10 protein-coding genes are annotated in these 13,521 nt (G+C 64.1%); 5 read left to right on the forward strand and 5 right to left on the reverse strand.

Annotated elements, in window-relative coordinates:
• The first annotated feature begins 48 nt into the window (after positions 1-48).
• Positions 49-576, forward strand: a complete 528-nt coding sequence (locus tag EDE12_RS16105; RefSeq protein ID WP_245275691.1) for a hypothetical protein — start codon at positions 49-51, stop codon at positions 574-576.
• 170 nt (positions 577-746) lie between these two features.
• Positions 747-1,052, forward strand: a complete 306-nt coding sequence (locus EDE12_RS16110; RefSeq protein WP_026597758.1) for a hypothetical protein — start codon at positions 747-749, stop codon at positions 1,050-1,052.
• A 146-nt stretch (positions 1,053-1,198) separates the two neighbouring features.
• On the opposite strand, the gene EDE12_RS16115 is transcribed toward EDE12_RS16110, so the two are convergent.
• The 5 genes from EDE12_RS16115 to EDE12_RS16135 all read right to left on the reverse strand — a co-directional run bounded on the left by EDE12_RS16115 (position 1,199) and on the right by EDE12_RS16135 (position 10,227).
• The gene (locus EDE12_RS16115) at positions 1,199-2,269 is read right to left on the reverse strand and encodes a hypothetical protein (RefSeq protein WP_134188163.1); all 1,071 of its coding nucleotides are present in this window, start codon (positions 2,267-2,269) and stop codon (positions 1,199-1,201) included.
• Between the two features lie 320 nt (positions 2,270-2,589).
• Entirely contained in the window at positions 2,590-5,742 is a 3,153-nt protein-coding gene (locus tag EDE12_RS16120; protein ID WP_026597756.1) for a CusA/CzcA family heavy metal efflux RND transporter, read from the reverse strand.
• Positions 5,739-7,289, reverse strand: coding sequence for an efflux RND transporter periplasmic adaptor subunit (locus EDE12_RS16125; protein WP_026597755.1), 1,551 nt, complete (start codon positions 7,287-7,289; stop codon positions 5,739-5,741). The genes EDE12_RS16120 and EDE12_RS16125 overlap by 4 nt, the downstream gene beginning before the upstream one ends.
• Positions 7,290-7,379: 90 nt before the next feature.
• The gene (locus EDE12_RS16130) at positions 7,380-7,709 is read right to left on the reverse strand and encodes a hypothetical protein (RefSeq protein ID WP_026597754.1); all 330 of its coding nucleotides are present in this window, start codon (positions 7,707-7,709) and stop codon (positions 7,380-7,382) included.
• Positions 7,710-7,923: 214 nt separating this feature from the next.
• Positions 7,924-10,227 (reverse strand): GLUG motif-containing protein, encoded by a 2,304-nt coding sequence (locus EDE12_RS16135; RefSeq protein ID WP_166671870.1) that lies wholly within the window; start codon positions 10,225-10,227, stop codon positions 7,924-7,926.
• Positions 10,228-10,846: 619 nt separating this feature from the next.
• On the opposite strand from EDE12_RS16135, the gene EDE12_RS22285 reads away from it, so the two are divergent.
• From EDE12_RS22285 to repB, 3 genes are all read left to right on the forward strand, one after another.
• Positions 10,847-10,963: a hypothetical protein gene (locus EDE12_RS22285; RefSeq protein WP_245267493.1), complete on the forward strand. Its 117-nt coding sequence runs from the start codon at positions 10,847-10,849 to the stop codon at positions 10,961-10,963.
• A gap of 237 nt (positions 10,964-11,200) precedes the next feature.
• Positions 11,201-12,328 (forward strand): plasmid partitioning protein RepA, encoded by a 1,128-nt coding sequence (gene repA, locus EDE12_RS16145; protein ID WP_245275699.1) that lies wholly within the window; start codon positions 11,201-11,203, stop codon positions 12,326-12,328.
• Positions 12,325-13,341 carry a plasmid partitioning protein RepB gene (repB, locus tag EDE12_RS16150; protein WP_024882163.1) on the forward strand — a complete coding sequence of 339 codons (1,017 nt, stop codon included), beginning with the start codon at positions 12,325-12,327 and terminating at the stop codon, positions 13,339-13,341. The genes repA and repB overlap by 4 nt, the downstream gene beginning before the upstream one ends.
• Positions 13,342-13,521: the final 180 nt, after the last annotated feature.

The following is a 13,521-nucleotide window of genomic DNA, read 5'->3' on the forward strand; positions in this document are numbered from 1 at the left end:
AGGCCGCTGATCCAAAAGCGGCGTCTCGGCGTTTGGCGCGCAAAATGCGTGGCGCGCGGCGTGGACCCCGGTTTTGTCGGGTCCAACGTTGAAAACCACAAGGAGCCGACCTTGCCCGTACTGCAAGAAACCCGCACCGTCGTGACGCTGGCGCCCGCCAAGCCCACAGGATTGGCCGATCTTGGCGTCCCGCTGGACGACGCCAGTCAGGTCAAGAAGGGGCGCGCGCATGAATTTCAGCAACTTCTGACGGATGGCGCGATCGGTCGCCGTTTCCAGGATCTCCGCGTCATCGGGATCAAAACCTCGGAGGGCGGCGTTACGTCCGCCAAATTCGTGGTCCAGTTCGAAATATTCGGCGACAATACTGTCGGGCCGACCAATGGCGTCGGAGTGGAGGTCGTTCTCTTCGCCGGGACCGAGCCTCTGGCCAGCCTGTCGTTCGGCAATCTGTTCCTGCCCTACGCCAATTTCTGGTATCCGAACCGCTTCCTGCTCGAGGCGGCGGCGGCGGATTTCGATCGCGCCGATCGCCTGGAATTCATCGCGAAGCCGGAGGAGGTTCGCGCCGTCTAGGCGAGCAGCCGAGCCCGAGCCCTCGTGGCATGGGCGTTGCTCGTCACCCAAAAGCAGCCATCGCCGCGTTTCTCCGCGGAGACGACGACGGTGGCTCCCCACTCTGTCGCGGCGCCGGAAAGCGCGACCGTCCTGGCTCCAGCCGCACAGCCTCACCCGAGCAGAGACGCATGAGCTATCCCCTCGTCAAGCGCGTGTCGAACCGGCTGTTCGGCGATATGTTGCGGATGATGCTGAGCGAGCGGGTATATTTCGACCTGACCCTCGAGGAAGGCCGAACGTTGTCGCGCAATTTTACCGCTCTGGCCTATGACTGGCGCCGGGCCGACATCATCTATCTGAGCCCGGTCGGCGGCGATGTCGAATTCTCGGCGACCGTCGGGCAGGATGGCGTTCTCGTGGAAACGGTGGAGGGACGCCACCTTTTGACCTGGGACGATGTGTCCGAGCTCGCCGAGCGGCTGGCGGTGGAGTGAGGCCGCGCGCATTGTCCCGTAAGGCGGCGAGACGCGGCTATCGGCTCGCGCCGAGGGGCGCGATAAGTCCTCTCGCCTTTCGAGCAGCCGGCGCTTCGGCAGCCGAGCCGCGTCGCGCCGATCGGGCGAGCATTTGGCGCGGTTGCCTAAACCTTCGCGTCGAGAGCATCCTCCACCATCTTCGACGCCTGCGCCAGATCGCCGTAACGCAGCTCATAGGCTGGAGTGGACAGGATGAAGCGGCAAATCTCGGCGATCTTCGCTTCGGTGACGGGAGCCTCGATATCCATCGCCGATTCGAGCAATCGCGTGATCGTCTGCAGAGGCGTGAGCTTCGCGAGCGTCGCGGGCTCTTCGGGCGTGTAAGACGGAAAGAGAATGATCGCCGGCGCGCAGGAAGAGCGCTCTCTCGCGCGCGGCGCCACATAGCGCACGTCGCGCCCTTGGCGGCATAGGGTCGGACGGTCGGACAGCTCGGGAAAGAGCCCTTCCAATATGTTCCAGGATTCGGATTTCAGCGAGAGGAGCGTCGGCAAAGGCCGTAGAGACCAGTCATGCGCCGACAGGGCGACGAGGTCGTCGCCGAGATAGGAAAATCCGTGGTCGCAAAGATAGCCGACGAGCGTCGAATTGCCGGCGCCGCTCGCGCCCGGAAGAAGGACGGCGCGCGCGTTGCGGCTCACCGCCGCCGCGTGAAAATAAGCGAGAAGCTCCACATCGGGATGCTCCCATCCGAGGAAGAGCTCGTTAAGTCGCGCGATCAGCTCCGGCAATGTGTCGCCGATCCATCTGCTCTCGCCCTCCAGCGTCAGCCGATAGCCGTCGCCGGCTGTCGATAATCGCAGCTGCGCGGCCTTTGCGCTCGGCGGCGCGATCTCATGCGCGAAGCGCGCGAAATAATCTCGGGTCAGCTCCGGCACGCTCGACACGATGTGGACGGCCTGGTCGCCGAAGCGCCATTCGCCGCAGTCGATTTCGTCGCCTTCGATGGAAGGAGAAGCCGATGCGTCGCATGCAACATCGCTCGCGGCGTCATCCAGCGGCAGGTCGAAATGCTCTGTGAAAGCGCCTGCGATCTCCTCACGCGTCACGCCTGCCCGCAGCAGGTCCAGCACGAGCTTCGCAGTCGCGTTGATGATGACGAGGCGATCCGTGGCGGGCGGGTGGAGACCCCAGCCGTCGCCCAATGGAAGCGAGAGGTTTGTTTCGATTTCCACTTTCATCGCTTCGCGATTCGAGATTCGACGCCAGTCGTGGCCAGACTCGTCATTGACGCGCCGATAATTGTTTTGATCGCCGTCATTCGAGCCCCCCCGCGACTAGGTCGCGAACTGCTCGCGACACGAGGCGGATGACGAGAATCCGTTTATCGACGCTTCCGCAGAGTCGCCATTCGGGTGTTCACTTATCCTCGCCGGCGATCACGATTCGCTAAAAGCCATTGGCGATGGCGGAGTGGGCGCGCGCGATGACAAGCCGTGAGCTCGGCTTCCGGCGACGGCGCGAAAGCTTTGCGGGGTATGGCGCGCCCACGCTTTTAGGACGCCTCCGTTGCGTCGCGCGTATGAGCGACATCGGCGCGTGGCAGACGAGCGCCCATGACGAGCGCATAGATCGCCGGAATGACGATGAGCGTCAACGCCGTCGAGGAGACCATGCCGCCGATCATGGGCGCCGCTATGCGCTGCATGACCTCCGAGCCGGCGCCGGAGCTCCAGAGGATCGGCAGCAGGCCGGCGATGATGGCCGTCACCGTCATCATCTTCGGGCGCACGCGCTCGACGGCGCCGAGCATGATGGCCTCATGAAGATCGGCGCGCGTGAGCGCGCAGCCCTGCGCGGCGCGTGCGGCGGCGATCTCACGTAGCGCCTGATCGAGATAGATCAGCATGACGACGCCGGTCTCGGCGGCGACGCCGGCGAGGGCGATGAAGCCGACCGCTGCGGCGACCGACATGTCGAAGCTCATGAGCCACATCGCCCATACGCCGCCGACGAGCGCGAAAGGCAGCGACGCCATCACGATCAATGTATCGGTCAGGCGGCGGAAGTTGAGATAGAGCAGCAGAAAGATGATGGCGAGCGTCAGCGGCACGACGATCCGCATCCGCGCCTCGGCGCGCTGCATATATTCGAACTGCCCGCTCCAGGTGAGATAGGAGCCGGCGGGCAGAGCGATCGATTGCGCGACGGTCTTCTGCGCCTCGGCGACATAGGAGGCGAGATCGCGATCACGCACATCGACGAAGACATAGACGGCGAGCTGGCCGTTCTCGGTGCGGATCGACGTCGGTCCGCGCGTCAGCTCGATCGTGGCCACCTCCCCCAGCGGCGCGGCGCCGCCGCGCGGCAGCGGCACGAGCACTTCCCTGCCGATCGTCTGCGGATCGGAGCGGAACTCGCGCGGATAGCGAATATTGACGCCATAGCGCTCGCGCCCTTCCACTGTCGTCGTCACTGTCTCGCCGCCGAGCGCGGTGGCGATCACCTCCTGCACATCGCCGATCATCAGATTATAGCGCGCGAGCGCCGGATGATCGGGCACGATATCGAGAAAATAGCCGCCATTGACGCGCTCGGCATAGGCGCTCGCCGTGCCGGGCACGCGCTTCAGCGCCGCCTCCACCTGACGCGCGAGACCTTCCATCTGCGCGAGATCGCGGCCGAAGATCTTCACGCCGATCGGCGTGCGTATGCCCGTCGCCAGCATGTCGACGCGCGCCTTGATCGGCATGGTCCAGGCGTTGGAGACGCCGGGAAATTGCAGGGCCGCGTCGAGCTCGGCGATGAGCTTGCTCGTCGTCAGCCCCGCGCGCCATTGCGCCTTGGGCTTCAGCGCGATGATGGTCTCGAACATTTCGAGCGGCGCCGGATCGGTCGCCGTCGCCGCGCGGCCCGCCTTGCCATAGACAGATGCGACCTCGGGAAAGCTCTTGATGATGCGATCCTGCGTCTGCAGCAATTCGGCGGCCTTGGTGACGGAGAGGCCGGGCAGCGTCGTCGGCATATAGAGCAAGGCGCCCTCATCCAGTGTCGGCATGAATTCGCCGCCGAGCCGGCCCGCCGGGACGATCGTCACGAGGATCGCGACGATGGCGACGAGGATCGTCGCCGTCTTCGCTCTCAGGACGCGCGCGATGATCGGACGATAGAGAAAGATCAAGGCGCGATTGATCGGATTCTTCGCTTCCGGCACGATCTTCCCGCGCACGAAGACGACCATCAGCGCCGGAACCAGCGTCACCGAGAGCAGCGCCGCCGCCGCCATGGCGAAGGTCTTGGTATAGGCGAGCGGCGCAAACAGCCGTCCCTCTTGCGCCTCGAGCGTGAAGATCGGCAGGAAGGAGACGGTGATGACGAGCAGGCTGACGAATAGCGCCGGCCCTACTTCGCTCGCCGCCTCGATCAATATGTCGAGGCGCGGCTTCTGCGGCGGCGCGCGCTCCAAATGCTTATGCGCATTCTCGATCATGACGATCGCCGCATCGACCATCGCGCCAATGGCGATGGCGACGCCGCCGAGACTCATGATGTTGGAGCCGACGCCGATCGCCTTCATCGCTGCAAAGGCGATGAGCACGCCGATCGGCAGCATGACGATCGCGACGATTGCGCTGCGCATATGCATCAGAAAGGCGGCGCAGACGATCGCGACGATCAGGCTCTCCTCGACGAGCGCCTTGCGCAATGTCTCGATCGCCGCGTGAATGAGCGGCGAGCGATCATAGACGGTCGTGATCTCGACGCCTTTCGGCAGTCCGGGCATGAGCCGCGCGAGCGCCGCCTTCACATTCTCGACGACGCTCAGCGCATTGACGCCGTAACGTTGCAGCGCGATTCCGCTGGCGACCTCGCCTTCGCCGTCGAGCTCGGCGACGCCGCGGCGCTCGTCTGGCCCCAGCTCGACGCGCGCGACATCGCGCAGCAGCAGAGGCGTGCCATTCTCCGCGCGCAAGCCGATATGCTCTATGTCGGCGGCGCTCTTCAGATAGCCGCGGCCACGCACGATGAACTCGAATTCGGAGAGCTCCACCGTGCGTCCGCCGACATCCGTGTTGCTGGCGCGGATCGCTTCGCGTAGCTGCTTCAGCGAAACGCCCAGCGCGCGCAGCCGGTTGGGATCGACGACGACATTATATTGCTTGACGAAACCGCCGACGCTCGCGATCTCGGCGACGCCCTCCGCCTTGGAGAGGCCGTAGCGCAGCGTCCAATCCTGCAGCGAGCGCAGCTCGGCGAGCGTCATCTCCTTGGCGATGAGCGCATATTGATAGACCCAGCCGACGCCGGTGGCGTCCGGGCCGAGCGTCGGCGTCACGCCTTGCGGCAGCTTCTTGCCGGCGGCGCTCAAATATTCCAGCACGCGCGAGCGCGCCCAATAGAGATCGACGCCATCCTCGAAGATCACATAGACGAAGGAGACGCCGAAGAAGGAGAAGCCGCGCACCACTTTCGAGCGCGGCACGGTCAGCATGGCGCTGGTCAGCGGATAAGTGACCTGATCCTCCACCACTTGCGGCGCCTGCCCCGGATATTCCGTGTAGACGATCGCCTGCACGTCGGAGAGATCGGGAAGCGCGTCGAGCGGCAAAGTGCGCAGCGCATAGAGTCCCGCCGCCGCGGCGAAGGCGGCTCCGATGAAAACGAGAACGAGATTGCGCGCCGACCAGGCGATCAGCCGGCCGATCATCGCGCTGTCTCCGCGCCGGCGAGAGTCTGCAGCGCCGCGCGCAGATTGCTCTCCGAATCGATGAGAAAATTGGCCGCCGTCACCACGCGGTCGGTTTCGGCGAGCCCGCTCCTCACCTCGACATAGCCTTCGCCACGCCGGCCGAGCGTCACCGCGCGCGGCTCGAAACGGCCATCGCCCTTGTCGAGCAGAACGAGCGCGCGCTTGCCGGTCTCGATCACCGCGCTTTCCGGCGCGGCGATGACGGCGTCGTGATCGCCGGAGCCGATCTGCGCCTCCACATACATGTCGGGCCGCAAGGTCAGATCGGGATTTGGCAGCTCTATGCGCACGCGCGCCGTGCGCGTCTCGCGATTGATCTGCGGATAAATGGCCGTCACATGGCCGGAGAAGATGCGATCGGGAAGGCCGCGCGCTCTGATCTCGACCGGCTGGCCGAGGCGCAGCCGCGCATAATCATGCTCGGAGACATCCACCAGCGCCCAGACGACAGAGAGATCGGCGATGCGGAACAGCACCTGGCCGGCCTCGGCCTTCATCCCTTCGACGGCGTTGCGCTCGAGAATGAGTCCGTCGCGCGGCGCGGGCCAGGAGACGCTCGCCGGCACGCGCCGGCTCCTGGCGATCTCGGCGATGAATTCCGCTGGCGCGTTCAGCGTCTCGAGCTTGCGGCGCACGCCCTCGAGCAGGCTGGGATCGCCGCTGTTGCGCGCGCCGGAGAAGGCGAGATAATCGGCAGCCGCCGCCGCAATGGCCGGCGAATAGAGCCGCGCCAACGGCTGGCCCTTGGCGACGCGCGCGCCGGTCGTCGCCTCGAAGACCTTCTCGATGAAGGCTTCCGAGCGCGTCGCGACGACGGCGACGCGGCGCTCGTCGACCTGCACGGCGCCGGGCGCGCGAATCTCGGTGACGATCGGCTGACGGCGCACCAGTTCCGAGCGCACGCCGGCGCGCTGGATTTTCCCAGGTGCGATGCGTAGCGCGCCATCGGCCTCGACATCGTCGCCCTCATAGACGGGCGTGTAATCCATGCCCATCGAATCCTTCTTCGGAACGGCCGACACATCCGGCAGCCCCATCGGATTGCGGTAGTAGAGGATGCGTTTCCTGCGCGGCGCGGCGGCGAGCTTCGTCAGTATGGCGCGCAGATCGGCGGGACGGACCGGCAGAAAGTCCATCCCCATGCCGTCCTTGCGCGGCGTGGCGGAAATCGCGTCACCGCCCATGGGATCGCGGTAGAAGAGCGGCTCCTCGCTCGCGGCGACTGGCGGATCGGGGAGCTTTGCGACGAAAGGCGCGAGCTGCGAGCGGCGCACGGGCAGGAAATCCATTCCCATCTCATCCTTGCGCGGCTGGCGCACGATCTCCGTCCCACCCATCGGATCGCGATAGAACAAGATGGGATCATCGAGCGCGGCGGCCCGCGTCGAATGTTCGGACCCCGCGGCGTCGCTATGGGAAGCGTCGGAATGGGAGGCGTGAAGCACGGATGCGGTCACGCTCGCGGCGAGCGCGAGCGCGCCGAAAATAGGCGCGTAAGGAGGCATGATCTCGATCTCCGGCCGCTACAGCGGCGGATGGCGTTGAAGCGACATGGCCGTTCCGTCGCGCGAGCGGCGGAGCCGGCGATTGCGGCTTCAGGCGATCGGAGGTCGAAGCTCTGGAGAGCCGGTCAGAGAGGCGAAATCGGCGTCGCTCGCTGCGATGACCCTCCCCTTCGCCGTTACGGCGGGGATGAGGAAGGAGGATGCATTCGGCGCGGCGATGGGCGAAATCTGCGCGCAGGACACAGCCGCGCAATCATCCGCCGCGACCGAGCCGCGATCCCCCGCCGCCTTATGGCAATCCTCCATGGCGGCGGCGCTCATGCCCTCGCATCCGTGACCGGCGCGCGCCAGCGGCGCGGCTCCGAGGAGCAGCGAAGCCAATGCCAGCATGGGGATGAGCGCGCGGAACAAACGGATCATAAGTCATTCTATCATCGACAGACAAAGCGGTAAACCCGGCCCCCACGCGCGCATCGCGGACGATCGATCGTCGAGGCCCTCGTCGGTCTCGGCTGCATCGTCCGAGACCGACGAGCACGGCGTCGAGGGTCAGTTCGCTGTCTTTGGGCGAAGGCCTGCGGCGCGGCCGAGCAGGAGAAGAAGAACACGGATCTCCGTTCGAGGATCGACCTCATTATTGGGCATTTGGCGTGGGAGCCGAGTTCCTGCCGCCGTTGTCAAGATCGAAATGCTGGCCGTCGACTTCGATGCTGCGAATGCGCGCGCGATAATGAGCGCCCGGCGAGGAGACGTGGACCTTGTGAGGCCCGCTCGTCGTCGTCGAAGCATGCTGCGTATGCGTGCGGACCGCCGGCAGAGGCGTCTGCGTGGGCTCGCAGCCCTGTATGAGGGCGTCGACATCGGCCGAGGACACGGCCTCCACCGCCGCTCTGCCCGCCGTGGCGAGCAACCCGTTGGGAACAGTGGTCGGCGCCGTCGCCCGATTGGAGATCACATTGCCGGCGCCGCTCGCCGCATGTTGCGTCTGGGCCAGACGCGCGGCGGCGGCCGAGGCGGCTGCGGCGGCTTCTGCCGCTGCCGCGCGCGCGGCGAACACTTGGTTGATCGTGCCATTGATATAGAAGGGCGCGTCCTTGATTTGGGCGCTCGTCAAACCGCCGCCGCCAGTCACCTTGCCGGCGACGAGTTGACTTGCGAGGCCTGACGGAAAATTGGTCGCCGGCAAGCTGGGGTTGACCTCGGAGTTGTAATAGCTGTTGTTGATGACGCCGGTCGTCGTGTTGTTGGGATTGCCGCTATTGTTGAAATTCACGCCGGCGATCCCGCCCGTGTAGCCGCTCTGGCCCGTCACGGCGCCGGTGGCGTAGGAATTGGAGATTAGTCCAAAATTGGTTCCGACCAACCCGCCGGCGGAAGCCAGCGTGGCGTTGGTCGTCGTGCCGAGAGCGGTCACCGATCCGGTCGCGTGTGAGCCGGTGATCGTCCCGCCGGCGTTGGTTCCCACGAGGCCGCCGGCTTGCACATTGGCGACGACATTGCCCGTAGCGTAGGAATTGGTGATGGTCGCGCTGCTGGAGCCCGCGAGGCCGCCGGCGTTGTTGCCCCCGGTCACATTGCCGGTCGCATAGGAGTTGGTGATGTTGGTCGAGCCGCCTGTGCCAATAAGGCCGCCCGTGCCGGAGACGCCTGTGACATTGCCGGTGGCGTAAGAATTGGCGATGAGCCCGTTACCCTGCGTATAGCCGACGAGGCCGCCGGCCCCCGTGCCGAAGGCCCCCGTATAGGTCACATTGCCCGTGGCGTGAGAATTCGTGATCGTCACGATGTTGGAGCCAAAGCTGCTGGCCGCGCCGATCAGGCCGCCGATGCCGGGGGGCTGGCTGACATCTGTGTTCTGATAGCTGGTCACATTGCCCGTGGCGTAGCTATTCTCCAGGGTGAAGTTGGAAATCGACGATGAGACAGTGCCGACCAACCCTCCGAGATCGTAGAAACCCGTCGCATTGCCGGTGGCGAAGGAGTTCCTGATGAGGATCGGAGCGGAGCCGCTCGGCACATTTCCGATGAGGCCTCCGAGACCAACGCCGATCGTGCCGCCGAGGACATCACCGGTTGCGTAAGAATCGTAAACATTCGTATTGCTTGCGTAGCCGATCAATCCTCCGCTGTTTCCTCCGAGTGAAGAGTCGACGGTTCCGCTGGCGTGGGAACGATAGATCTTGAGATATTCGCTTCGGCCGATCAGTCCACCGACCGTTGCACCGGTCACATTCACTGTCGAGAAGCTGTCCGAGATGGTGTTGAACACGCCGGGTTGTGGGAAAATGCCGTTATAGCCGATCAGACCGCCGGAATTGCCTCCAACGACGGTTCCTGTGCTGTAGGCTTTGCTGATATTGGCCAAATTCGAGCCGACCAGCGCACCGAGGAAGTTGCCGTAAACTGTCTGCGGTCCGGACGAAAAGACAACTGTGGCCGAGGAGCTTATATTGGCGTTGACGACTCCGATATCGCGAACGAGGCCGCCAGCGGTCGTCTGGCCGATCAGAGCGAGATTGGAAACGGGATTATTGTTCACTAACGCCGTGGAGGTGATCGTCAGATTGCCGACCGTATGGTCGAGGCCGGCCGGCATTCCGGAAAATTTCTCGATCAACGCATCGGTGTAGGTCGTCCCTGACGCATCGATATTCTGCCCCAGCGCATAATTGCCGGAGACGCTCGCCGCCGTGGTTCCCGGCAGGACGGTGGCGTCATGGCTGTCGAGCGCGTCGAGCTGCGCGACAGTCTGGATGAGCGTGTAATTGGTTCCGTTGATCTTCAGGCCGGCGTTTGCGCCGCTCAGCGTCACGCTCGCGTATTGCGTGCTGGCGGGCGCCAGAAGCGGGATCGGGTAGCCATTGTGTGGTCTGCGCCGATGAATGCTGTCCAAATGACGATAATATAATGGTCGATATTCTGCTTCTGGATACGCCACTCCGCCTCCCGTTGAGCGCGAAATACTTTTCGATGTGCCGGCCATCGGCTCCAGGTATTAGACAAAAATGGGGTTATTCCATCTTGCTATCGTTCAGATTGGCGTGTGCTTTCCGTTACGATATGTAAATGATATAAAATAATATGGCATAGCTTTGTATTCGTCTGGCGCAAAGGAGTTCGCGGAATGCAGAGGGAATGTCTGTCGACAAGGTCGATTTTGCCGTGCTCTGGCTCTTTGTCACGCTCAGCATCATGGTGGAGCCGGGGCAGGGGCTGGTCCCATAGCGGCGTAGATTGAGGCAGTTTTCCTCACGCGTGAAGCGATAGATCGCCGCTCGCCCGCGGAACAAATATAAGCGTCTTGCTCCGGGGCCGAATTGCTTAAATAAAAAGCGCGGGGCGTGTTGCGCCGTTGAACGCCCAGAATTCGGAGAACGCCAGGCTCGGTCGCTACGTGGGAGCGACTGTCGGCGGCCTCCCTTGCCGCCGATCAGGGTATTGACCTGCCGCCCCTTCTCGGTCGCGTCAGCGCCGCTGAGAAGGCGGCTAGGTCGTCTCAGCGGCGCCTGCTGCCGCGGCAGGAGCTTTTTCGCTATACGTATGTCCGCACGGGAGCGGTGCGCTCATCGCGATTCGAGGGGACACAGTCGACGCTCGTCTGTCTCCTTCGGTTCGAGACCGCGGGCCGTGCCAATGCGGGTTGCGCGTTCATCGGCCGAGAGCCGAATCATTGAGGCGCTATGGGCGATGCATGCATTTGCGCGGACTGCGGCCGGTGGGCCGTTAGGACACCATTAACTCAATACGGCTTGCAACGAATCGAGAATCGGCCTCTAGTCACAGACGGAAATTGGCCGTTTAACGCTTAGGAACCGTTTTCTGTGACGAGCAACTTGGACGCCCTGCCCTATACGGCGCCGGAGAGCGCGCTGCAGCGAATGACCCGCCATGCGAAAGTCTTGTCGGGGCAGATGCAGGCGTTGAGCGCCACGCTGTTTCCGCCGGCGGCTCGAAAAACCCTTCGCTCTTTCTCGTCGGGCGAGGTCGCGCGATTCCTCGGCGTGTCCGACGGATATCTTCGGCAATTGTCGCTCGACGGGCTCGGCCCGACGCCCGCGGTGGCGGGCGGTGGACGGCGATCCTACACGCCGGCCCAGATCGGTGAGCTGCGCGTCTACCTCGCGGGCGCGCGTCCAAAGGAGGCGCTCGGATTCTTGCCGCATCGGCGCCCCGGCGACAAATTGCAGGTGATCGCGGTCGCCAATTTCAAGGGCGGGTCGGCCAAGACCACGACGTCGCTCTATCTCGCGCAGTTTCTCGCGCTCGAAGGTTATCGGGTGCTGGCCATAGACCTCGATCCGCAGGCCTCGCTTTCGGCCATGTTCGGCTATCAGCCGGAGTTCGATATTGGCGAGGGCGAAACCCTCTATGGCGCGATTCGCTATGACGAGGCGCGCCGGCCGATGCGGGACGTGGTGCGACCCACCTATTTCGCCGGGGTCTCGCTCGTCCCCGGCAATCTCGAGCTCATGGAATTCGAGCATCACACTCCGCGCGCCATGGCGGAGCGGTCACTGCGCGGCGGCGATTTGTTTTTTCGGCGGGTCGGTAGCGCGATCGCCGAGATCGCGGACGATTTCGACGTCGTCGTGATCGATTGCCCGCCCCAGCTCGGCTATCTCACCATGGGCGCGCTGAATGCGGCGACGGCCATGCTCGTGACCATTCATCCGCAGATGGTGGATGTGGCCTCGATGAATCAATTTCTGCTCATGACGTCGGACGTCATGACGGTCATCGAGGAGGCAGGCGGCCGGCTGGATTATGATTTCATCCGATATGTCGTGACACGGCACGATCCCAATGACGTGCCGGAAACGCAGATTGTCGCTCTTCTGCGCAATCTCTTCGGCCAGGATGTGCTGGGCGCGACGGTATGGAAGTCGACGGCCATCGCCAATGCCGGGCTCACCAAGCAATCGCTCTACGAACTCGAAAGGGGCTCGGTCGGCCGCGCCGCTTTCGAGCGCGGGCTCGAATCGGTCAATGGCGTCAATCGGGAAATCCTCAGCCTCATGGAAAAGGTCTGGCGGCGATGAGCAAGCGCACGGATACGATCCGCTCCCTCTTCGCGCAGCCCCCCGCCCCGATGTTGTCTGCTGACAACAATCCGGAGCCGCGCCGCGTCGCGGCCGGGGCGGTGCGCTCGATGAAGGAGACCTTCTCCGACATAGAGCGGGAAAACGAAATGCTGCGGGCACGCATCGCCGCGGGCGAGCAGGTGGTCGACATCGACCCGGGGTTGGTCGACCCCTCCCCTTTCGCCGATCGGTTCCCGCAGGAGGAGGACGCCTCCTTCGAGGCGCTGAAACAATCGATCGGCGATCGTGGGCAGGAAGTTCCCGTCCTGCTGCGCGTCAACCCTGCCCTGCCCGGTCGCTATCAGACGGCCTTCGGCCATCGCCGCATTCGCGCCGCGCTCCAACTCGGCCGTCCGGTGAAAGCGATCATTCGCGCGCTCGGCGATGATGATCTCATCATCGCGCAGGGCGTCGAAAATTCAGCGCGTGAGGATTTGAGCTTCATCGAACGCGCGGTCTTCGCTTGGCGGTTGGAGAGCGCCGGGCGCAGTCGCTCGGTCATTCAGCAGGCGCTCGCCATCGACAGGGCCGAGGCCTCCAAGCTCATATCGGTCGCCAAGGCGGTGCCGGAGGATGTCGTTCGAGCGATCGGAAGGGCGCCGAGGATCGGCCGCGGCCGCTGGCAGGAATTCGCCGAGTTGTTGCGTGACGCTCCGGCGCTGAGGCGGGCGAGGGCGGCGGCCGCCCTTCCCGCCTTCTCATCGCTCGATGGCGACACGCGTTTTGCACGGACGCTCGCCGCGGCGAAGCGGGCCGAGGCGGAGCCGCGCCCTGCCCGCCCGATCATAGAGATCAGGAACTCCGCGGGCCAATCGATCGCGGAAATTCGCGCCTCCGAGCGCGATGTCAGAGTGACGCTGGCAAAAGCGGATGGAAGCGCATTTGCGCAGTTTCTCGCCGCTCGCCTGCCCGAGTTGCTCGAGGAGTATCGTTCTTTCGACGCCGGCGACGGCGCATCGAAAGGCGCGTGAGAGGCGGCGAGAGGAGAACCCAGCAAAAGAAAAAGGCCCCCGAAACGATCACGCCCCGGAAGCCCTTCTCAATGTGTAGCAACTGAGAGAATCACACTTCCGCGAATCGCTGTCAAGCATTTTGGCGCCGTTTCGGTGAGCGGATTTCTTTTGCCTGAATGAGGCAAAGGAACATGCAGA

This window comes from Methylosinus sp. sav-2 (assembly GCF_004366495.1).
Taxonomy (GTDB): Bacteria; Pseudomonadota; Alphaproteobacteria; order Rhizobiales; family Beijerinckiaceae; genus Methylosinus.

Coding starts and splice junctions, on each gene's coding strand:
- EDE12_RS16110 (WP_026597758.1), top strand. CDS start 747: ATGAGCTATCCCCTCGTCAAGCGCGTGTCGAACCGGCTGTTCGGCGAT.
- EDE12_RS16120 (WP_026597756.1), bottom strand. CDS start 5,742: ATGATCGGCCGGCTGATCGCCTGGTCGGCGCGCAATCTCGTTCTCGTT.
- EDE12_RS16125 (WP_026597755.1), bottom strand. CDS start 7,289: ATGCCTCCTTACGCGCCTATTTTCGGCGCGCTCGCGCTCGCCGCGAGC.
- EDE12_RS16130 (WP_026597754.1), bottom strand. CDS start 7,709: ATGATCCGTTTGTTCCGCGCGCTCATCCCCATGCTGGCATTGGCTTCG.
- repA (WP_245275699.1), top strand. CDS start 11,201: ATGCAGGCGTTGAGCGCCACGCTGTTTCCGCCGGCGGCTCGAAAAACC.
- repB (WP_024882163.1), top strand. CDS start 12,325: ATGAGCAAGCGCACGGATACGATCCGCTCCCTCTTCGCGCAGCCCCCC.